19 protein-coding genes are annotated in these 20,537 nt (G+C 67.7%); 5 read left to right on the forward strand and 14 right to left on the reverse strand.

All coding sequences use genetic code 11. The features are described 5' to 3' along the window. Positions 1-2 precede the first annotated feature (2 nt). Both ACWGCN_RS23685 and ACWGCN_RS23690 read right to left on the reverse strand, forming a co-directional pair. On the reverse strand, positions 3-632 hold the full coding sequence (locus tag ACWGCN_RS23685; protein WP_387446332.1) for a CPBP family intramembrane glutamic endopeptidase: 630 nt from the start codon (positions 630-632) through the stop codon (positions 3-5). Further along, complete coding sequence (locus ACWGCN_RS23690) at positions 629-2,359, reverse strand: alpha/beta hydrolase (protein ID WP_452459570.1); 1,731 nt, start codon at positions 2,357-2,359, stop codon at positions 629-631. Before ACWGCN_RS23690 ends, ACWGCN_RS23685 begins: the two co-directional genes overlap by 4 nt. A 128-nt stretch (positions 2,360-2,487) precedes the next feature. Here ACWGCN_RS23690 and ACWGCN_RS23695 point away from each other — a divergent pair, with 128 nt between their 5' ends. Further along, entirely contained in the window at positions 2,488-2,775 is a 288-nt protein-coding gene (locus tag ACWGCN_RS23695) for a YiaA/YiaB family inner membrane protein (protein WP_056818759.1), read from the forward strand. 46 nt (positions 2,776-2,821) lie between these two features. On the opposite strand, the gene ACWGCN_RS23700 is transcribed toward ACWGCN_RS23695, so the two are convergent. Further along, positions 2,822-4,591, reverse strand: coding sequence for an alpha/beta hydrolase (locus ACWGCN_RS23700; RefSeq protein WP_449968095.1), 1,770 nt, complete (start codon positions 4,589-4,591; stop codon positions 2,822-2,824). A gap of 21 nt (positions 4,592-4,612) precedes the next feature. Next, positions 4,613-6,907 carry a phosphoribosylformylglycinamidine synthase subunit PurL gene (gene purL / locus ACWGCN_RS23705; RefSeq protein WP_452450082.1) on the reverse strand — a complete coding sequence of 765 codons (2,295 nt, stop codon included), beginning with the start codon at positions 6,905-6,907 and terminating at the stop codon, positions 4,613-4,615. A gap of 163 nt (positions 6,908-7,070) precedes the next feature. Here purL and ACWGCN_RS23710 point away from each other — a divergent pair, with 163 nt between their 5' ends. After that, positions 7,071-8,327 carry a glycosyltransferase 87 family protein gene (locus ACWGCN_RS23710; RefSeq protein WP_378990594.1) on the forward strand — a complete coding sequence of 419 codons (1,257 nt, stop codon included), beginning with the start codon at positions 7,071-7,073 and terminating at the stop codon, positions 8,325-8,327. Positions 8,328-8,367: 40 nt separating this feature from the next. Here ACWGCN_RS23710 and ACWGCN_RS23715 read toward each other — a convergent pair whose 3' ends face one another. Together ACWGCN_RS23715 and ACWGCN_RS23720 are read right to left on the reverse strand one after the other, a co-directional pair. Next, entirely contained in the window at positions 8,368-9,660 is a 1,293-nt protein-coding gene (locus ACWGCN_RS23715) for a M18 family aminopeptidase (RefSeq protein ID WP_378658054.1), read from the reverse strand. A 60-nt stretch (positions 9,661-9,720) separates the two neighbouring features. After that, the gene (locus ACWGCN_RS23720) at positions 9,721-10,158 is read right to left on the reverse strand and encodes a MarR family winged helix-turn-helix transcriptional regulator (RefSeq protein ID WP_378990595.1); all 438 of its coding nucleotides are present in this window, start codon (positions 10,156-10,158) and stop codon (positions 9,721-9,723) included. A gap of 60 nt (positions 10,159-10,218) precedes the next feature. On the opposite strand from ACWGCN_RS23720, the gene ACWGCN_RS23725 reads away from it, so the two are divergent. Continuing rightward, on the forward strand, positions 10,219-11,292 hold the full coding sequence (locus ACWGCN_RS23725; RefSeq protein WP_387446325.1) for a substrate-binding domain-containing protein: 1,074 nt from the start codon (positions 10,219-10,221) through the stop codon (positions 11,290-11,292). A 16-nt stretch (positions 11,293-11,308) separates the two neighbouring features. Here ACWGCN_RS23725 and purQ read toward each other — a convergent pair whose 3' ends face one another. Together purQ and purS are read right to left on the reverse strand one after the other, a co-directional pair. After that, positions 11,309-11,986, reverse strand: coding sequence for a phosphoribosylformylglycinamidine synthase subunit PurQ (purQ, locus tag ACWGCN_RS23730; protein WP_378631755.1), 678 nt, complete (start codon positions 11,984-11,986; stop codon positions 11,309-11,311). Then, positions 11,983-12,219, reverse strand: a complete 237-nt coding sequence (purS, locus tag ACWGCN_RS23735) for a phosphoribosylformylglycinamidine synthase subunit PurS (RefSeq protein WP_056818769.1) — start codon at positions 12,217-12,219, stop codon at positions 11,983-11,985. Before purS ends, purQ begins: the two co-directional genes overlap by 4 nt. 97 nt (positions 12,220-12,316) lie before the next feature. Between purS and ACWGCN_RS23740 the strand changes: the two genes are divergently transcribed. Further along, a complete protein-coding gene (locus ACWGCN_RS23740; protein WP_378990597.1) occupies positions 12,317-12,961 on the forward strand; it encodes an MBL fold metallo-hydrolase in 645 nt (214 codons plus the stop codon). Here the strand turns inward: ACWGCN_RS23740 and ACWGCN_RS23745 are convergent, their stop codons facing one another. The 5 genes from ACWGCN_RS23745 to ACWGCN_RS23765 all read right to left on the reverse strand — a co-directional run bounded on the left by ACWGCN_RS23745 (position 12,962) and on the right by ACWGCN_RS23765 (position 17,734). Next, complete coding sequence (locus ACWGCN_RS23745) at positions 12,962-14,308, reverse strand: M20/M25/M40 family metallo-hydrolase (RefSeq protein ID WP_452459569.1); 1,347 nt, start codon at positions 14,306-14,308, stop codon at positions 12,962-12,964. Positions 14,309-14,319: 11 nt separating this feature from the next. Beyond that, positions 14,320-14,757, reverse strand: coding sequence for a hypothetical protein (locus ACWGCN_RS23750; protein WP_452459568.1), 438 nt, complete (start codon positions 14,755-14,757; stop codon positions 14,320-14,322). After that, positions 14,754-16,178, reverse strand: coding sequence for an APC family permease (locus ACWGCN_RS23755; RefSeq protein WP_378990601.1), 1,425 nt, complete (start codon positions 16,176-16,178; stop codon positions 14,754-14,756). The genes ACWGCN_RS23750 and ACWGCN_RS23755 overlap by 4 nt, the downstream gene beginning before the upstream one ends. 132 nt (positions 16,179-16,310) lie before the next feature. Further along, positions 16,311-17,012: a DUF2334 domain-containing protein gene (locus ACWGCN_RS23760; protein ID WP_378658062.1), complete on the reverse strand. Its 702-nt coding sequence runs from the start codon at positions 17,010-17,012 to the stop codon at positions 16,311-16,313. A gap of 74 nt (positions 17,013-17,086) precedes the next feature. Next, positions 17,087-17,734, reverse strand: coding sequence for a nitroreductase family protein (locus tag ACWGCN_RS23765; protein ID WP_378990602.1), 648 nt, complete (start codon positions 17,732-17,734; stop codon positions 17,087-17,089). Positions 17,735-17,875: 141 nt separating this feature from the next. Between ACWGCN_RS23765 and ACWGCN_RS23770 the strand changes: the two genes are divergently transcribed. Beyond that, entirely contained in the window at positions 17,876-18,328 is a 453-nt protein-coding gene (locus ACWGCN_RS23770) for a MarR family winged helix-turn-helix transcriptional regulator (RefSeq protein WP_452529100.1), read from the forward strand. Between the two features lie 41 nt (positions 18,329-18,369). Here ACWGCN_RS23770 and ACWGCN_RS23775 read toward each other — a convergent pair whose 3' ends face one another. Then, entirely contained in the window at positions 18,370-20,517 is a 2,148-nt protein-coding gene (locus tag ACWGCN_RS23775; protein ID WP_452458816.1) for a S9 family peptidase, read from the reverse strand. Positions 20,518-20,537: the final 20 nt, after the last annotated feature.

Below are 20,537 nucleotides of genomic sequence, written 5' to 3' on the forward strand. Positions count from 1 at the left end.
GGTTACCGCCGCAGCCCGTCCACCCACCGAGCGGCGGCGGGCGCGAGCGCTCCGCCGGCATTGATCGCCAGATGCAGGAGCGCGGGCGCGGTGGCGCTACCCGACCGGCGCCGGAGTTCGGTGAAAACGAGACCGGCGAGGGTGGTGGCCAGCACCGTGGGGACAACCGGATCGCCCGCGACCCGTGCCGGTCGGATGTGCCAGAGGCCGAAATCGAGGGCGCTGATCACGGGTGCGAGCGACCCGGCGCTCTCGGCGAGCACCGGGTCGAGGGTTCCACGGAAGACGGCTTCCTCGGCCAGGACGGTACCCACGGGGATGTGCAGGCCGATCCATTCGAGGGTCGATGTCTCCGGTGCGCGGACAGCGATCTCGAGCGGGAGGCGACGCAGGGACGGGATCGACAGGGCGACGGCGTAGCCGGCGACGACGACGGCCGCGCTGCCGAAACCCCAGCGGAAGCCACTGGGCGACAACCAGTTCGGGTTACCCCGAAAGAGTTTCGTGTAGCCCGTCGCGAAGGCGATGTTCGCCGCGGTGCGGCCCCGCAGCGCAAGATCGAGGGCGGGGAGAACCCGGTTGCTCCACAGCAGCGGAAGAGCCAGCGCGGCAACAGCTTCGAGCCTTCTCACTTCACCTCCCGCTCGTAGGTTTCCGCCGATTCCAGTGCGGCACGGATACTCTCGACGACATCACCGTCCATCCCCGGCGGCGCCGCGACGGCCAACCACCCGTCCAGCACCAAACTCCCGTACCGGTGCCCGTGCCCGTCGACCACCCCCTGCGCGTTGGTGAGATCGGCCGTGACCTGCCAGAACGTCACGAACGGCGCCCACCGCATCTGTGTCGACACATCGGGACCGCGCGGTTCGCTCAACCAATCCGGCCGGGTGAAGATCAGATCGGCCGACCACCACACGATCGGGTCGGACGGATGTTGCAGATAGGCGATGCGGGGTTCGCGCCACGGCTCGGCGCGATCGAGATCTGTCGCGTCATCGGCGAATCGGACGACGAGCCCGTCCGCGTACACCGGCGCCACCGCGGGCGTCCCCGGATCGCGGCGGTCGACGAACTGCCGCCACAACCGATTCGAATTCGGCGGCCCCACCCACAACGCGCCGTCGACCTCCTCGCGAAGATCGGCCAGCCCGTCGAACGCCTCCTCCGACCCCTGCGAACCCAGACTCTCCCCGTAGACGAACAGCTTGGGCCGATGCCCCTCCGGCTGGGCCGACCACCGCTCGTACACCGCGTCGAACAGCTCCCGGCTGGCCGCGGCCGCCTTGTCCCGGTCCGACAGGAACGAGAGCACGCTGGGCAGATACGAGAACTGGGTCGCCACGATCGCCGTATCCCCGCCGTAGAGGTATTCCACGGCGCCCGCGGCCATCCCGTTGACCCACCCGGTCCCGGTCGTCGTGACCACCACCATCGCCTCGCGTTCGAAGGCTTTGGTCCGCTCCAGTTCGGCGACGGCCAGCTGCGCCGCGGTCTGGTCCCGAGTCACCGACTCCAACCCCACATAGGCCCGGATGGGTTCGCGCGCGGTCTTTCCCGTCACCTCGGTGATCGCGGCGGCACTCGGCCCGTTCGACACGAACCACCGCCCCTCGAACCCGAGCGACTGCCACGGCGCCAGCGATCCCGGACTCCCCGAACGCTCCGGCGCGATCGGCTGCACCGCGTACGGCGTGGCCCGATCGTTGCGCACGCTGAACGCCGAGTTGGCCACCGCGAAGAACGCCCGCGAGGCGACGCCGTTGAAGATCGTCACCGCGAGCACGACCAGCACCAGCAACCCGGCGGCGGGCGCCACTTCGCGCGGCACCCGCACCCACCGATTGAGCTGGCGAGCCAGGCCGAGCACCATGACGCGCACCGTCCGATACGCGGCCACCACCGCCACCCCGACGGCCATGCTGAGCAGTCCGGTCCGCAGATAGGCGGGCGTGGTGGTGCCCGCCATCCCCATCAGCGAGGTGATCTCGCGCTGCCACCGCGCCGACTGCACCAGCATCAGCGCCGCCACCAGCGCACACCCCACCAGCACGGTCGCCTTGATCGCGTATCGCAGCCGATCGGACGGGCTCGGAATCGGAATCCGCGACCGCACCCACCGCCGGAACAACCACTCGAGCACACATCCGAGCCCGTAACCGATCGCGGCGTTGATCCCGCTGATCAGCCCCTGGAACAGCCAGTCACGCGGCACCAGCGAAGGCGTCACCGACAGCCCGAAGAACAGCGTCGCCAGCACCAATCCGACGTAATTCAGATCGACGACGACCTCGACGCGCCGCAAGACCACGGCGCCGCGCGCACGCAGCATCGCGGTAGTCGAAGCGCGCTCGGTCACCGCCCCAGTATGGCGGCCGGTACCGACAATCACCGGATTTGTGACTGCGGAGCCGCTCACAAACTACGTACCGCACTCGAGTAGTTGTACGCGCGATCGCGACACCGCGGATCAGCACACTGAGAGCCATGAGCACAAACACCAAGCCGAAGAACACCTCGGCCTACATGGCCCAGGCCGCGATCGCGTTCGCTGTCAGCCTGTTCGGGACCGGCGCCGGAATCGCGTACCTGCCGCTGGACGGCTGGCAGCGCGCGTTCCTGGCGATGTCGGGCCTGTTCCTGGTGACCAGCTGCTTCACCCTCGCCAAGGTCGTGCGCGACCAGCAGGAGACTCAGTCACTGATCGGGCGGATCGACGAGGCGCGGCTGGAACAGCTGATCGCCGAACACAATCCGTTCAAATCGGTGTCGTGAGCCGAGTCGGGCGGCGCCGATCGAGGGGTTCGGCGCCCCCGGCTCGTCACTTCAACTGACGTTCGGTAGCCATGGATTCTTCGAGGAACACCCGAATCCTGGCAGCCGATTCTGGTGTGTAGTCCGGTGGCTGGGCCACCGCGGCCCACGCGTCGGGCACCAGGTTGCCGTAGTTGTGGCCGTGCCCGTCCGACACCGTCTGCGCGCGCGGCAGATCCGCGGCGACCTGCCAGAACGTGACGATGGGATACCACGACATGGCCGGTGAAACATCGGGTCCGCGCTTCTCCCGCAACCAATCCGGCTGACTGAACAGCAGATCCGGCGACCACCACACCACCGGGTCGGAGGCGTGTTGCAGGTAGGTGATGCGCGGGTCGTTCCAGGCCGGCGTCGGCCGGGCCAGCTGATCGTCGTCGGCGGCGAACCGCACCGACATCCCGTCGGCGTAGATCGGGGTGATCTCGTCGGTGCCGGGGTCACGTCGGGTCACGAATTCCGACCACAACCGGTTGGAGTTGGGCGGTCCCACCCACAGCACGCCGTCGGTGCGATTGCGAATGTCGGCCAGACCGGAGAACGCACCCTCCGACCCCTGCGAACCGAGACTCTCGCCATAGACCAGCAGCTTGGGTCTGGCGTCTTCGGGTAGCGCCGACCAGCGTTCGTACACCTTGTCGAACAGCGTGCGCCCCATGGTCATCGACTTGTCCCGGTCGGACAGGAACGACAGCGCGCTGGGCAGATACGAGTACTGCGTCGCCACCAGCGCGGTGTCGCCGCCGAACATCAACTCGATCGCCTCGGCGCTGACGGTATCGACCCAGCCGGTGCCGGTGGTGCTGATCACCACCAGCACTTCGCGTTCGAAGGCCTTGGTGCGGTCGAGTTCGGCGATGGCCACATCGGTCTGCGCCTCGACCCCGTCCGCGGATTCCAGCCCCGCGTAGACCCGAATCGGTTCGCGCGCGGGCTTTCCGGTGACCTGCCCGATCGCGAGAGCGGTCGGCGCGTTCGCCACGAACCATCGGCCCTCCGAACCCAGCGTGTCCCACTTGGCCAGCGACTCAGGGCTGCCGGAACGTTCGGGCAGCGTCGGCTGGACCGCGTTCGGTGAGGTGTGACTGTTGCGCGCGCTGAACGCCGAATTGGCGACGGCGAAAAAGCCTTTCGCCAGCACACCATTGAACAGCAGCACCGCGGCCACCAGGACGACGATCACCCCGAGCGGTCGCGCGAACGCCGCCGGAATCCGCACCCACTGGTTCAGCGCCCGCGTCACCGCGCGCACCAATCGCACCACCAGACGCGAGATCCAGATCAGCAGACCGACCACGACCGCGCCGACCAGCACCGTCCGCGGATACCCCGCGTCGGACACCGGCTCCATCCCCATCAGATCGGTGATCTGCCGCTGCCACTTCGAGGACTGGATGCTCATCAGCACCGCGAAGATCAGGCACGCCATCACGATCGCGCTCTGCAGCGCCACCACCAGCCAGCTCGGCCGCCGAGCCCATGCCGTGCGCACTTGCTCGGGCCAGGTGATCCGCGGCGCCACCCATTTGCGCCAGGCCCACGCCAGCAAGCAACCGAGCCCATAGCCGATCGTCGCGTTGATGCCGCTGACCAGCCCCTGGAAGAACCAGTCACGCGGCAGCAGCGAGGGTGTCAGCGACAACCCGAAGAACAACGTCGCCACGATCAGGCCGGCGTAGTTGGGATGAAAAAACCTCTCCACCAGGTGAATTCCCCTGATGAAGAGGTTCTCGCGAACTGCCGGTGGAGAAGCCGAGCTCGTATCCTCAGTGGTCACAAGCTCGACTCCTCTGTCCGATCAGGCGGTGTGCGCTCCGAACAGCTTAGGCAGCGTGCCTTCGAATGCCTCGCGCAATTCGGCGAGTGTCACGGAGAACTGCCCCTGGACCTCGACCGAATCCGAGCCCTGGTCGACCACGCCGATGCGCACCCACGGCAGCTGCCGCGCGTCACACATCTTGGTGAACCGGGTCTCCTCCGAACGCGGCACGGCGACGAGCACCCGGCCGGCCGACTCGGAGAACAGCTGCACGAACGGGTCAGAGCCCTCGGGGAGCACGATGCGGCAACCGGTTTCGCCTGCCAGCGCCGCCTCGATGACGGTCTGTGCCAGGCCACCCTCGGACAGGTCGTGCGCGGCGGAGATCATGCCGTCGCGCGAACCCGAGGTGAGCACCTCCGAGAGCAGCTGCTCGCGGGCGAAGTCGACGCGCGGCGGCACGCCACCGAGGTGGTCGTGGGTGACCTGCGACCAGATCGAGCCGTCCAGCTCGTCGTGGGTCTCGCCGAGCAGGATCAGCGACTCGCCCGGTTCGAGGCCGAGGCCGGTCGGGATGCGGCGGTGCACATCGTCGATCACGCCGAGCACGCCGACCACCGGGGTGGGCAGGATGGCGTCCTTACCGGTCTGGTTGTAGAAGCTCACATTGCCGCCGGTCACCGGAATGCCCAGTGCCGCACAACCATCCGCGAGACCGCGCACGGCCTGCTGGAACTGCCACATCACGCCCGGATCCTCCGGCGAACCGAAGTTCAGGCAGTTGGTGACGGCCTTGGGGGTGGCGCCGGTGGTGGCGACGTTGCGGAACGCCTCGGCCAGCGCCAGCTGCGCGCCGGTGTACGGGTCGAGCTTGGTGTAGCGGCCCGACGCGTCGGTGGCCAGGGCGATGCCGCGGCCCGAGGACTCGTCGATGCGGACGACGCCCGCGTCGGCGTGCTCGGCCAGCACGGTGTTGCCGCGCACGTAACGGTCGTACTGCTCGGTGATCCACTTGCGGCTGCACAGCTGCGGGCTGGCGATCATCGTGAGCAAGGTCTCGCGCAGCTCGTCGCCGGTCTTGGGCCGGGTCAGGGTGGCGGTGGTGTCGGCGATCAGCGCGTCCTGGGTGTCGGGGCGCTGCACGGGGCGCTCGTACACCGGGCCCTCGTGGGCGACGGTGCGCGGCGGCACGTCCACCACGGTCTCGCCGTGCCAGGTGATGACGAGGTGGTCGCCGTCGGTGACCTCACCGATGTCGGTGGCCAGCACGTCCCACTTCTTGCAGACGGCCATGAACGCTTCCACGTTCTCCGGCGTGACGACCGCGCACATGCGCTCCTGCGATTCGCTCGACAGGATCTCGGCGGGGGTCATGTGCGCGGCGCGCAGCGGGACCTTGGTCAGGTCGATGTGCATGCCGCCGTCGCCCGCCGCGGCGAGTTCGGACGTGGCGCAGGACAGACCGGCGCCGCCGAGGTCCTGGATGCCGACGACCAGCCCGGCCGCGTACAGGTCGAGACAGCACTCGATGAGTACCTTCTCGGTGAACGGGTCGCCCACCTGCACGGCGGGCAGCTTCTTGCGGCCGGTGCCGGACTCGTCACCGGAGAAGGAGTCCGAGGCGAGCACGGACACGCCGCCGATGCCGTCGAGGCCGGTACGCGCGCCGAACAGGATGATCCGGTTGCCGTTGCCCGAGGCGAAGGCCAGGTGCAGGTCTTCCACGCGCATCGCGCCCGCGCACAGCGCGTTCACGAGGGGGTTGCCCTGGTAGGAGGCGTCGAACACAGTCTCGCCGCCGACGTTGGGCAGGCCGAGCGAGTTGCCGTAACCGCCGACGCCGCGCACCACGCCGTCGACCACGCGACGGGTGTCGGGGGCGTCCGCCGCACCGAAGCGCAGCTGGTCCATCACCGCGATCGGGCGCGCGCCCATGGCCATGATGTCGCGCACGATGCCGCCGACGCCGGTGGCCGCGCCCTGGTAGGGCTCCACGTAGGAGGGGTGGTTGTGGCTTTCCACCTTGAAGGTGACGGCCCAGCCGTCGCCGATGTCGACCACGCCGGCGTTCTCGCCGATCCCGGCCAGCATCGAGGCCTTCATCTCGTCGGTGGTGGTTTCACCGAAGTAGCGAAGATGCACCTTGGAGGACTTGTAGGAGCAGTGCTCGCTCCACATCACCGAGTACATCGCCAGCTCGGCATCGGTGGGCCGACGGCCCAGAATCTCCTTGATGCGGGCGTACTCGTCGTCTTTGAGACCGAGTTCCTTGTACGGCTGCGGAGCATCCGGGGTGGCTGCGGCGGTAGCGACGGTGTCGACCTGCAGTGTCACGGGAGACCAGGGTCCTTTCGGCCGGGGGGAACTTGATCTGCAGAGTCTAATGGTTGCGGGGTAACCGCCTGCCGCCCGTCCTGCCCTCACGCTGGGGAGGCGGCCGGATTCGGTCTGGTCACACTTGCGGTTGGGCCATCGGGGTACCCATTACTCTGGCGCTGTGAACGAAAGTCCGGGGGTTGCCGAGCAGGTCGAGCCGCGTATTCCCGATTCCGACAACCCGGACCGCCAACGACGCTGGCTGACCGCCGCCATCGGTTTGTTCGTGGTCTCCGCCGCCGTCGCACTGCTGGCGCACTGGTGGCACGGGTTCATCGACCTGCAGGTCTACCGCAACGGCGCGCGGGTGTGGCTCGACGGCGGCGACCTCTACGGCCCGATGCCGCCGGTGTACGGGCTGGGCCTGCCGTTCACCTACCCCCCGCTGGCCGCGATGTTCTTCGTGCCGCTGGCGCTGATGCCGCTGGTGGTCGCCGAGGTCGTCGTGCTGCTGACCTCGCTGGCGAGCCTGGGAATCGTGTTGTGGCTGGTACTGGTTCGCGTGCGCCCCGAACTCGACCGGATCTCGGTGCTCACCGTGCTGATCGCCGGGCTCGGCCTCGCCCAGTACCTCGAACCGGTCCGCCAGACGTTCAACTTCGGCCAGATCAACCTGATCCTGATGGCCGCGGTCGCCCTCGACATTCTCGTGCGCAAGCCGTTCTGGCCGCGCGGGATGCTGATCGGCATCGCGGTGTCGATCAAGCTGATTCCGGCGGGCTATCTGCTGTACTTCCTGCTGCGCCGGGATTGGAAGGCCGCGGCCACCATGGTCGTCTCGGCCGCGGGCGCGGTGGGCGTCGGTTTCCTGCTGTTCCCCAAGGACTCGGTCGAATACTGGTTCCACACCGTCTCCGACACCGGCCGCATCGGCACGCCCTACTTCGCGGGCAACCAGTCGATCAAGGGCACGCTGTTCCGCCTCGGCATGAACGAATCGCTGGCGACGGGCCTGTGGCTCGGTCTGTCGGCGGTCACCATCGCGCTGGCCGCGGTGTGGATGTACCGCCTGATCGGCGTGGGCAACGAGGTCGGCGCGCTGCTGGTGAACGCGGCGGCAGTGCTGTTGGTCTCACCGGTGTCGTGGTCGCATCACTGGGTCTGGGTCGCGCCCGCGCTGGTCGTCGCGGTCAGCCTGGCCGTGTCTCGCCGCTCTCGCGGCTTCACCACCCTCGTCGCCCTGTTCACGGTGATGTTCATCGTGGGCCCGCAGTGGGTGTTGCCACATTCGGGCGACAAGGAACTGGCCTGGGCCTGGTGGCAGCAGATCATCGGCAGCAGCTATGTGTGGACCACGTTCGCCGTGATCGTCTACGCGGTGCTCACCTACCACCCCAGCCGAAAGTCCTCGGCCGCACCGGAACTCGCGTCGGCCTGACCTCGGCGGCCACCGAGGCCGAGCCGATCCCCCGCCGCCGTCAGTCCGTCGCTTCCGGGGTGAGGAAGGCCGCGAGGGCCGAGGCGTAGGCGGGCACGTCGGCGGCACCCATGAGTTCGCGGCACGAGTGCATGGCGAGCTGGGGTGCGCCCACGTCGACGGTCGACATGCCGGTGCGAGCCGCCGTCATCGGGCCGATGGTCGAGCCACAGGGCAGGTCGGCCCGGTGGACATACCGTTGCAGCGGCACGCCGGCCTGCGCACACGCCAGGGCGAACGCGCCCGCGCCCGCCGCGTCGGTGGCGTAGCGCAGGTTCTGATTCACCTTGAGCACCGGCCCCCCGCCGACCTCGATGCGATGCGCGGGCTCGTGCCGGTCCGGGTAGTTCGGGTGCGTCGCGTGCGCCATATCACCGGAGGCGACCACCGAACCGGCAAGCGCGGCAAGGTAATCCGCGCGCCCACCGCCACGGGCCAGCACGATCCGCTCCAGTACGGCGGGCAGCAGATCCGATTGCGCCCCACGATCGGACTGGCTCCCGACCTCCTCGTGGTCGAACATCACCAGCACCGCCGTCGCCGCACCCGGCTCGTCGGCGGCCGCGAGGAAGGCCTGCAATCCGGCGTAGCAGGTGCCCTGGTTGTCGAGCCGCGGCGCGCTCACCAGGTCGAGGTCGCGACCGACGATCGTGCTCGACGCGAGGTCATGGGTCATCAGTTCCCAGCCGAGCACATCGGCACCGTCGACCTCGGCCCGCTCGGCGACGAAGTCGAGGAACGAGGCGGGCGCGTCGCCGATCCCCCAGATCGCGTTCACGTGCCGCTGCGGGTCGAGGGTGACCCCGCGCCGGTCCTCGGACAGGTGGATGGCCAACTGCGGCACCCGCAAAATCGGCTCGTCGATCCGCACCAGCACATCGCGCATCCGCGCGCCCTCGCGCACACTGAGCCGCCCCGAGAGACCGAGCTCGCGGTCCAGCCAGGAGTTCAGCCAAGCCCCGCCGTACGGCTCGAGCCCGACGAGCTGCCACCCCGCCCCTGCCAGATCGGGATGCTGCTTCACGCGCAGGTTGGGGCTGTCGGTGTGCGCGCCGACCACCCGGAACGGAGCCGCGGGGACGGCGTCGTAGTCAGCCCACGCGATCAGCGAACCACCGCGCACCACATAGTGTTTGCCGCCCGCGTCGTCCCACGCCGACGCCTCCGTCAACGGCGTGAAACCGTTGCCGTCCAGCTCGGCCGCCACCGTCGCGCACACATGGAAGGGCGAGGGTGACGCATCGATGAAGGCACACAATCCGCTGGCCGTGGCCGCTGTCAAGGAAACCGGCATCCTGCGATCCTAGGCACGATGCCGTGCCCCGGCACCCCGCCCCGGAATACCGCGCTCGGATCAGTCGTCGCGTTCGGCGATCACCGCGAGCGCGGCCAGTAATTCGCCGTAGCGGCGACTCCCCAGGCGGCAGCGTAATTCTTCCTCCGCGAGCTTTTCCTGCGCGCGGATCCTGGCGGCCAGTTTGGCCCCGAGACTGCTCAAGCCGATCAGGATCCGGCGACGATCGTCGGTGGCGGCGACCCGGAAGATCAATCCGCGTTCGGCGAGATTGTCCGCGTGCCGGGTGGCCGACGACGGGGCCAGCCGCGCCTGGGCGGCCAGTTCCGACATCGTCATCCCGTCGTCGGTGGACAGCTGCGACAGGATCGCCCAGTGGTCGGCCGTGAGATTGTCAGCCGACAGCGCCGATTCGAGCCGGCCTACCCAGTTGCGCTCCGCGGAGCGCAGGGCGCCGTGCAGCGTGGAATACCCACTTATGATGGACACCGATTGCATTCCCACCTGCCGAGAAATTCATTCGAACAATCCTGTTCGCGCTAGGCGATAGAGTACAGAATGCCCTCGTTGGACCAGAGCCGGGATGAAACGATCGAGATTCTCTCGATCGTGCCCACACAAGGCCCTGGCGGCATCATCGCGCCATCGTGTACCGCGGCCATTTCCCTGGCAGTAGACGAAATCAATAGCGGCACAGGAATTCTGGGCCGTGAAATTCGTCTCACCACCCTCGACGGCGGCCGCGAACCACACGAAGTCGCCGCCGAAGTAGCGGCCTTCCTGGCCACCGGAATGGTCGGCGCGATCACCGGTTGGCACACCTCCGCGGTACGTCGAGCGGTCGCCGAAGCCGTCGACGCCCGCGTTCCCTACCTGTACGCCACCGACCACGAGGGCCTGCCCGACGAACGCCCCGGCGTCCTGCTGGTGGGTGAACATCCCGACCACCAGACAGTTCCCGCGGCCGCGTGGATGGCCCGCGAACTGGGAGTGCGCCGCTGGGCCGTTATCGGCAACGACTACATCTGGCCCCGCCGAACCGCCCGAGCCCTGCGCCGATCCCTGCCGAATCCGTACGACATCATCGTCGAGCACTACGTGCCGCTCGGCACCGCCGATTTCGGCGACTTCCTCGGCAACCCGACGCTGCTGCTGGCCGACGCGGTCCTGATCCTCATGGTCGGCGCCGACACCGCCCGCTTCAATCGCCAGTTCGCCGCCACCGGCCTGCCCGCCATGATGCCCCGGCTCAGCCCGGCGGTCGACGAGAACGTCCTGCTCAGCGCGGGGCCATCAGCGAACGCCAACCTCTATGTGGCGTCGAGTTTCTTCATCGACAACCACAGCGCCGAAGGTCGTGCCCGCCGCGCCCGCTATCACCGGCATCAGGGTCGATTCGCCCCCGCGCTGACCACTTTCAGCAACTCCACCTACGAGGCGATCCACCTGCTGAACACCCTGGCCGAGACCACCGGCACCCTCGACGTGAAAACGATCATCGCCGCGGCGGAAACGGGCCTGGTGCTGGACGGCCCGGCCACCCGCCGGGGTTTCCTGGGCAATCAAGCAGTAGGCCCCGCCCACCTGGCAACGGCGAACGGGGTCGACTTCGACATCATCGACACGCTCTAGTGCCGATGCGGGGCTGTCAGGCCTTGACGAAACTATCGATCACCGAGAAGAACATGCCGAGACCGTCGTCGCTGGGTCCGGTCAATGCCTCGGTCGCGTGCTCGGGGTGCGGCATCAAACCGACAACCCGCCCGTTGGCCGAGGAAATCCCGGCGATCCCGCGCTGCGAACCGTTCGGGTTGTCACCGGCGTACCGGAACACCACGCGACCTTCGCCTTCGAGCTCGTCGAGCACCTTCTCCGAAGCCTGGAAACGCCCCTCGCCCGACTTCAGCGGGACAAGAATCTGGGCGCCCGGCTCGTACCGCGAACTCCACGCGGTATCGGTCGCCTCGACCTTCAACCACTCGTCGCGGCAGATGAAGTGCAGTCCCTCGTTGCGGGTCAGCGCACCCGGCAGCAGCCCGGCCTCACACAGCACCTGGAATCCGTTGCAGATACCGAGCACCGGCAGACCCTGCCCGGCGGCGCGAACGACCTCGCCCATCACCGGCGCGAACCGTGCGATCGCGCCACACCGCAGGTAGTCCCCGTAGGAGAACCCACCGGGCACGATCACCGCGTCGACACCCTTGATATCGGCATCGGCATGCCACAGGCTCACAGCCTCGGCGCCGGCCAACCGCACCGCGCGAGCGGCGTCGACATCGTCGAGCGTGCCGGGGAAGGTAATAACGCCAATACGTGCGCTCACGAGACCCGAACGACCTTCCAGTCCTCGATCACCGTGTTCGCCAGCAGCGCCTCGGCGATCTGCTCGAGCTGGGCGTCCGACACACTGTCGTCCACCTCGAGCTCGAATCGCTTGCCCTGCCGCACATCCGAGATTCCAGCGAATCCCAGACGCGGGAGCGCGCCGACCACGGCCTGTCCCTGGGGGTCCAGAATCTCGGCCTTCGGCATGACCTCGACCACGACTCGTGCCACGCGTTGCTCCTCAAGTGATGTGGGGGTTACCTCGGAAATCTTAGTTGACCGGGCCGTCGTGCCCGCGTTCCGGGGTCACGGCGGCTTAGCATCGGGTATGCGCATCGCCCACTTCGGTCATTCCTGCATCCTCGTGGAACTGCACGGCGTGAAAGTGCTGTTCGACCCCGGAACCTTCGCGCACGGGTTCGAGGGCATCACCGGCTTGGACGCGATCGCGGTGACCCACCAGCACCCCGACCACATCGATCCGAATCGGATCGGCGATCTCATCGAGAACAACCCCACCGCCCGGCTGCTGTCGGATCCGCAGACCGCACAGCAGCGCAGCGAGGGCTGGGAGCCGGTGTCGGCCGGTCAGGTGCTCGATATCGGTGACTTACAGATCACCGGCGGCGGCGGCAGGCACGCGGTGATCCACCCGGAGATCCCGGTGATCGACAACACCGTCTTCCAGCTCGGCACCGAGGCCGACCCCGCCCAGCTGGTCCACCCCGGCGACTCGCTGTGGGTGCCGCCGGTCCCGGTCGGCGTGCTCGCCATCCCGGCCGTCGCCCCGTGGATGCGCATCGCCGAGGCCGTCGACTACCTGCGCGCCGTCAACCCCCGCACCGCGGTGCCCATCCACCACGGCATCATCACCCCCTCCGCCCAGGGCATCTACTTCGGCAGGCTGACCGAGATGGCCCCGGCAGGCACCGAGTTCCGCGTACTCGAACCCGAGGACCAGGGCCAGTTCTGATCAGCGGTAGCTGGTCAGGAACAGCGCCTCGGCCAGTGCCATGTGCTCGATCTCGCGGGGGTCGACGCTCTCGTTGGGTGCGTGGATCAAGCACTTCGGCTCTTCGACGCCGATCAGCATGATCTCGGCCTTCGGGTAGGTATCGGCGAAGACATTGCACAGCGGGATCGACCCGCCCTGCCCCTCGGTGGTCACGTCGCGGCCGTAGGAGGTCGCCATCGCCTTTTCCATGGCCGAGCGGGCGGGGCCCTGCGTGGACGCGACGAACGGTTCGCCGAGCGCCTCGACCTCGATGTCGAGTTCGGCGTTCCACGGCACGTGCGCGCGCAGGTGCTTCTCCAACAGGTCGTAGGCCTGCTTGGGGTCGGTGCCCGGTGGGATGCGCAGGTTGAGCCTGGCCCTGGTGCTCGGCTGGATCGCCGCCGACGACCCGACCACCGCGGGCACGTCCATCCCCAGCACGGTCAGCGCGGGCCGCGCCCACAGCATGTCGGACACGGTTCCGTTGCCGAGCAGGCCGACACCGTCGAGCACACCCGCGTCCGACCGGAAGTCCGCCGACGGATACTGCGCGCCGGTCCACTTCTGATCGCCGGTGAGTCCGTCGATCGTGGTGTTGCCCTCGGCATCGCGCAACGACGACAGCAGCTGGATCATCGCGGCGAGCGCATCGGGCGCCGGTCCACCGAACATTCCCGAATGCATCGGCCCTTCCAGCGTTGTCACCGTCAGCACCACATTCACCATCCCCCGCAGGGTCTGGGTGAACGTCGGCACCCCGACCGCGAAATTGCCGCAGTCGGCGACCAGGATCGCATCCGATTGCAGCAGAGCGGGATTGGCGACGACGAACTTCTCCAGGCCGCCGGTGCCCTGCTCCTCCGATCCCTCCGCCACCACCGTGATCCCGATCGGAAAGTCGGGTCCGATCGCGCGCAGGGCGGTCAGATGCGTGACGATATTGCCCTTGCAGTCGGCCGCACCACGCCCGTACCAGCGCCCGTCCTTGTCGGTCAGCGTCCAGACCGGTGTCTTCCACGCGGCATCGTCGAGCGGGGGCTGCACGTCGTAGTGGCAGTACAGCAGCACCGTCGGCGTGCCGGGCGGCCCCGGCTTCGACGCGATGACGGCTTTGCTGCCGTCGGGCGTCTCGTGCAGGCCCACCTCGGTCAACCCGGCCGCGGCGAACGCGTCGGCCACCCACTGCGCGGTCTGCGCACACCCTTCCGGCGGGAACTGACGCGGATCGGCGACGGATTTGAACGAAACAAGCTGGGCCAGATCCTTTTTCGCCTGGCCCATCAGCCCGGAAACCTTGCCGCGCAGCGCCGTCACGTCGTCGGTCATCTCTTCGCGCCTCACTTCGTCGTATCGTCGAGCTTCAGGGTCTCGAGATGAGAAAGATAGTCCTGCAAGCGATCCGGGCAGTAGGTGGCGATCGTGAGCGCCACCGCCTCGGTGGCGGCGCGCGGGCCGATCACCGGACGCTGTCCGGGTCCGGCCGCACCGTTGGTGATCGAGGCCTGGTATTTCGCCTTGATCATCGGCGAAGTCGGGTCCTGGCAGACCGACCCGCCGTCGTCGCCGAGCGCGTCGGCGATCACGTTCGCCTCCGGTGCGGGCAGACCGGCCGCGACCAGACTGTTGTGCAGCTGTTCGGCTTTCGCGCTCGCCTGGGTGTTCTCGCGGATCGCGGTGAAGGTGAACAGGCCGATCAGGGCGAACACCACCAGCAGCACACCTGAGGTGATGTAGATCCAGCGTCGCTTGTGGTCGGGGGCGTCTCCGGTCGTCATGCCTGCTGCCCTTCCGGTACGGCGAATTTCCAGCTGTCCCTGCGATTTCGGTAGAACAGATACGGAATGAGCAGCCCGACGATGCCGAGACCGCCACCCACGATGAGCACGTACACCCACGGACTGCCCGAGCCGAACTGTGACGGCGGCACGAAGCCGATCGTGAACGCGGCGATCGAGGAGGCCGCGCCGAGTGCGCACAGCGCCATCAGCGCGGGTGCCCGGTAGCCGCGCGGGTGATCCGGATCGTCGCGACGCAGCTTGGCGGCCGCGGCGAACATCAGCACGTACATGATCAGATACACCTGCGTGGTGATCACCGACAGAATCCAATACGCGCTCGAGACATCGGGGATGAAGGCGTAGAGCAACGCGATGAACGTGGTGAACACACCCTGCGCCACCAGCATGTTCTGTTGCACGCCGTGTTTGTTGAGCCGGGTCAGGAACGGCGGCAGATACCCCTCGCTGCGCCCGATCAGCAACAGCCCCTTCGACGGTCCGGCCAGCCAGGTCAGCATGCCGCCGACGGCCGCGGCCACCAACGCGATGCCGACGATCGGGGTGAGGAAGCCGATTCCGAAGTGCGCGAAGAAGGCGTCGAAGGCCTGCATCACACCCGCGGTGAGGCTGAGGCTCGCCGCGGGGACGACCCAGCTGATTGCCAGCGCGGGCAGGATGAAGATCACCAGCACGAGGGCCATGGCCAGGAACATCGCCTTCGGGAATTCCTTGGCCGGGTTCTTCAGCGACGACACGTGCACCGCGTTCATCTCCATGCCCGCGTAGGACAGGAAGTTGTTCACGATCAGCACCAGGCTCGCCAACCCCGCCCAGGCCGGCAGCAGGTGCGACGAATCCATCGGCGCCGCGGACGGATTGCCCTGCGCCAGGAAGACCAGACCGAGCACGACCAGCAAGGTGCCCGGGATCAGCGTGCCGATGATCAGGCCCATACTCGACAGCCCGGCCACGGTCTTGGTGCCCTGCGAGGACACGTACACACCCGCCCAGTAGACGGTGATGATCACGATCGCCACATACAGGCCGTTGGAGGCCAGCGACGGATGAATGATGTACGCGAAAGTGCTTGCCACATAAGCGAGCAGGCTCGGATAGTAAAAGATCGTCATGGCGAACTGGCACCAGACGGCAAGAAATCCGAGCGGCTTACTCAACCCCTGACTGACCCATTGATATACGCCGCCCTGCCATCCCGACGCGAGTTCCGCGGCGACCAGCGAGGTCGGCATCAGAAACAGAATCGCGGGAATGACATAGAGGAATACGCAGGCCAATCCGTATACGGCCATGGTGGGCGCTGATCGCAGACTCGCCACCGAACTCGTGGTCATCAGCGCCAAGGTCACCCAGGACATATATTTCGTCGTCGTCGCGACTTTCGTCGAAGTGCCCGTCATCAGCGCTGCCTCCTGCTGTGTTCACACAACTAGCGGAAACCACTCGATCAACTGATGAATGATAAATCGCGCAGGAAGCTATCGGGGCCACCGCCGCGCGCTGATCGCCGGTTACGCGCGCGGCGGTGGCGGTCAGGCGGCTCGGACAGCCGGGTAGGGCTCCCAGCGGTATACGTCGCTGTGGGCGCCGTGATAGAGCGCGAGGTCGACCGCGTCCAGCACGGCTTGGCGCGGACCCGACCGCTGCAACTGCGCCGCCGACACCGCCAACCGCAGCACGCCGCCGCGTCGAGCGGTGCGCGCGGCGCCCATCACCAGCGCCCGGCACCACCATGGCTCGGCCCGGAAGCCCTCGCCGATCCCGTACACCCGAGCGCGCTGGGCGACATCGCGTTCCAGGTCGAGCATGGTGGTGAGCCCGAATGCCATGCGGAAGCCCACGTCGGGCAACGCCGCCAGCGCACCGTTCGAGGCGTCCCAGCGCGGCGCGGCGAACAGCCGGGTGCGCAGTTGCACCCGCTCCATCACCCGATCGGCGGCCTTGAGCCGCAGCGTCGCCTCGTGCCGGGGCAGATCGGCGAACTCCGCGCGCCGCGCCTTGGTGGCGGCCTGGTCGTAGCCGTGCAGCACGATCGCGTCGCCTTCGAGGCGCCGCCCGCGCAGCCACGACTGCGTCGCCGGATCGTCGACCAACCGGTACTTGCCCTTCAATCGCGGCGCGACCAGCAGCGACAGGCGCACACCTCGCGCGTCCATCTCTCCGGCGAACTCGATCGCGGCATCGCGAGTCGTATCCCGGATCCCCGACACCGAAACGATCAACTCAGCGTTCATGCACCTACGGTGACAGCTCGAGGTGACGCCGGCGTGCTACCCCGATGACGCCACGACGAATTCCGCCGCACTTCTCACCATCCCTGCCAGTGCAATACCTGTTCGCGCGGCACCCGCACCGCGGGTTTGAAGTCGGTGCCGATCGTGAACGCCAGCGGCAGGAAGGCCGCCAGCATGACCTTGTCGTACGGAACACCCAGTACCGCAGCGAGTTCCCGTTCCAGGGGCGCCTGCGCGGTGGTCCATACGGTGCCGAGTCCGCGGGCTCGCGCGGCCAGCATGAAGCTCCACACCGACGGCAGGATCGAGCCCCACGTGCCCGCCTGGACTTCCACCGAGGCGCGGTCGGTACGGCCTTCCACGGCGGGGATCACGAACGCGGGCACCCGGTGGATATTGGCCGTCAGATAGCGCAAGCCGTCGAAAACCCGCTCGGTGGAGCGTGGGGAGACGTTCATCCGCTCCGCGTCGCGCGCGGTCAGCGGCGTCCCCTGACTCAGCGGCAGCGACCGCCGGAAGATGTCGGCCAGCTCGCCACGGCGGGCCTTGTCGGTGACGACCAGGAAGTGCCAGCGCTGCCGATTGCGCCCGGTCGGCGCCTGCGTGGCCAGATCGACGCACTCCTCGATGAGCGACCGGGGCACCGGCCGATCGAAGTCGAGCCGCTTGCGAACCGCGCGGGTGGTCGACAGCAACTGGTCCGGGGTCAGATCGAGAGTCATGGGCGCTCCTCGTGCCACGCAGGAATCGTCTGGCACCGGACAATCTGCGCTCAGACGATTATGACGTTAGAGCGCCAACCATCTGTCGTCAAACAATCTGCGCACAGATGATTTAATGGAGGCTCGGACCCGAGGAGTCGCATGCCGCCCAAGCCCACCTACTTCCCCCAGCTCGCCGCCGAACGACCCGACATCGCCCTGTGCCGGGCCTCGGCAGCGGTCGCCCGCGCGGCGGAAGCACACGCGAGCGCGCAGGGCCTGGGCGTCGGCCAGCACCTGGTCCTGAAGATGCTCGCCGAGGTCGGCGCCTGCTCCCAGCAGGCGCTGGCCGAGGAACTGCGCATCGACCGCAGCGTGATGGTGACGGTCTGCGACGACCTCGAGTCATCCGGATATGTTCGGCGCGAACGCAACCCGCTCGATCGCCGCTCCTACGCCGTCACCCTCACCTCTGCGGGCAGCGACCGCCTACGCGGCGCCGAATCCGCCACCCCCGCTTTCCTCGACGACACCTTCGCCGCGCTGGCCCCCAGCGAACGCACCCAACTCACCACATTGCTCGGCAAGCTACTCATCACCGAACCCCGGCGCTGACACAAAAAAATGGGCCCCGGCCGAAGCCGGGGCCCACCGCATCAGGCGTCCGCGAGACCCACTCGGTCGAGGACCCAGGCGTACTCGAAGCCGACTTCCTTCCACTTCTCGTAGCGGCCGCTCACACCGCCGTGACCCGCGGTCATCTCCGTCTTGAGCAGCACCTCGTTGTCGCCGGTCTTGGTGGCGCGCAGCTTGGCGACCCACTTGGCCGGTTCCACGTAGAGGACACGGGTGTCGTTGAGGCTGGTGATCGCCAGAATGGCCGGGTAGTCCTTGGCCTCGACGTTCTCGTAGGGCGAGTACGACTTCATGTACTCGTAGACGTCCTTGTCCGCCAAGGGGTTTCCCCACTCGTCCCATTCGATCACCGTCAGCGGCAGCGACGGATCGAGGATGGAGGTGAGCGGGTCGACGAAGGGCACATTGGCGAGGATGCCGTTGAACAGTTCCGGCGCCAGGTTGGCGACCGCGCCCATCAGCAGCCCGCCCGCGCTGCCGCCGTCGGCGATCAAGCGGTCGGACGCGGTGGCACCTGTATCGATGAGATGACTCGCGCAGGCGACGAAGTCGGTGAAGGTGTTCTTCTTCAGCAGCGTCTTGCCGTGCTCGTACCAGAGCCTGCCCATCTCCCCGCCGCCGCGCACATGCGCCACGGCGAACACCATGCCGCGATCGAGCAGCGACAGCCGCGACACCGAGAACGACGGATCGATGCTGGCCTCGTAGGAGCCGTATCCGTACAGCAGGGTGGGTTTCGGCCCGTCGGCCAGACCCTTGCGCTTGATGATCGAGATCGGAATGCGGGTGCCGTCGGCGGCGATGGCCCAATCGCGGTGCTGCTCATAGTCATCGGCGTCGTACCCGCCGAGCACCGGCTGTTCCTTGCGCAGCAGCAGCTCGCCGGTGGCGGGCACATAGTCGAACACCTGCATCGGCGTGATGAACGAGGCGACCCCCACGCGCAAGGTGGGCTGCTCCCACTCCGGGCTCGAACCCGCACCGGCGGAGAACAACTCGAGGCCGAAGTCGAGCTCTGTCAGTTCGCCGAAGCCCTCCGGGGTGAGCGGCCACACCGACAGGCGCGGCAGCGCGTCGCGCCGGTAACCGAGCACCAGATGGGTGGCGAAGGCGTCGATGTCCTCGAGCCGCACGTCCTCGCGATGCCCGATCAGGGTCGTCATGTCCGACGGGTCGGTGGCGGGTGCGACGGCGAGCACGAAGTTCTCCGCCTTCACCCCGTCGACCACATCGTTGTGCAGGATCAGGAACTTGTCCTCGCCCGCGATCACCGCGTGCTCGGCCGAGTACTCCACGCCTTCACGACGCGGCAACAGCACCCGGAACTCGCCCTCGGGATTGTCCGACTCGAGGACCCAGCCCTCGGTGGTGATCTTGGAACCGAGCCAGACCATCAGGTACTTCTCGGAGCGGGTCGCGCCGACACTCACCCAGTAGCGCTCGTCGGGCTCGTGGAACACCGTCACATCGGCGTCGGAACCGGTGCCGACGCGGTGGCGCCACACGGTGTCGGGCCGCCACGACTCGTCGACCGTCTGATAGAAGATGTGCGTGCCGTCCAGCGACCAGGTCGCCCCCGGCGCCGCGCCCGCCACCTCGTCGGCCAGCAGCTCACCGGTGCGCAGGTCCTTGATCCGCAGCGTGTAGCGCTCGTCGCCGGAACTGTCCACGGAGTAGGCGAGCAGGTTGCCGTCGTGGCTCAGCGAGAACGCGCCGAGCGCGAAGAAGTCCAGCCCCTCGGCGAGGATATTGCTGTCGAGCAGCACCTGCTCGCCCTCGATCGCCGAGCCGACCTCCAGCTGGGGCGGCGTCCAGGCGTCGATACCCTCGGCTTTCGCGTCGACGGGACAGCGGCAGTGCACCCCGTACTGTTTGCCCTCGAAACTGCGCGAGTAGTACCAGTAGTCGCCCAGCCGCGTCGGGACCGAGAGATCGGTTTCCTGCGTCCTGGCCTTGATCTCGTCGAAGATCTTGTCCCGCAGGGGCTGCAGCTGGTCGGTCTGCGCCGCGGTGAAGGCGTTCTCCGCCTCCAGGTACGCGATGACCTCGGGGTCTTCCTTGTCCCGCAGCCACTCGTAGTCGTCGACGAACGTGTCACCGTGGTGGACCCGCTCGACGGGCGCCCTCTTCGCGATCGGCGCCGACACGGTCTCATTCTCGCCAGCCATTGGTCCACCGTAGCCGCCCC

It is taken from the genome of Nocardia sp. NPDC055050, assembly GCF_053608345.1.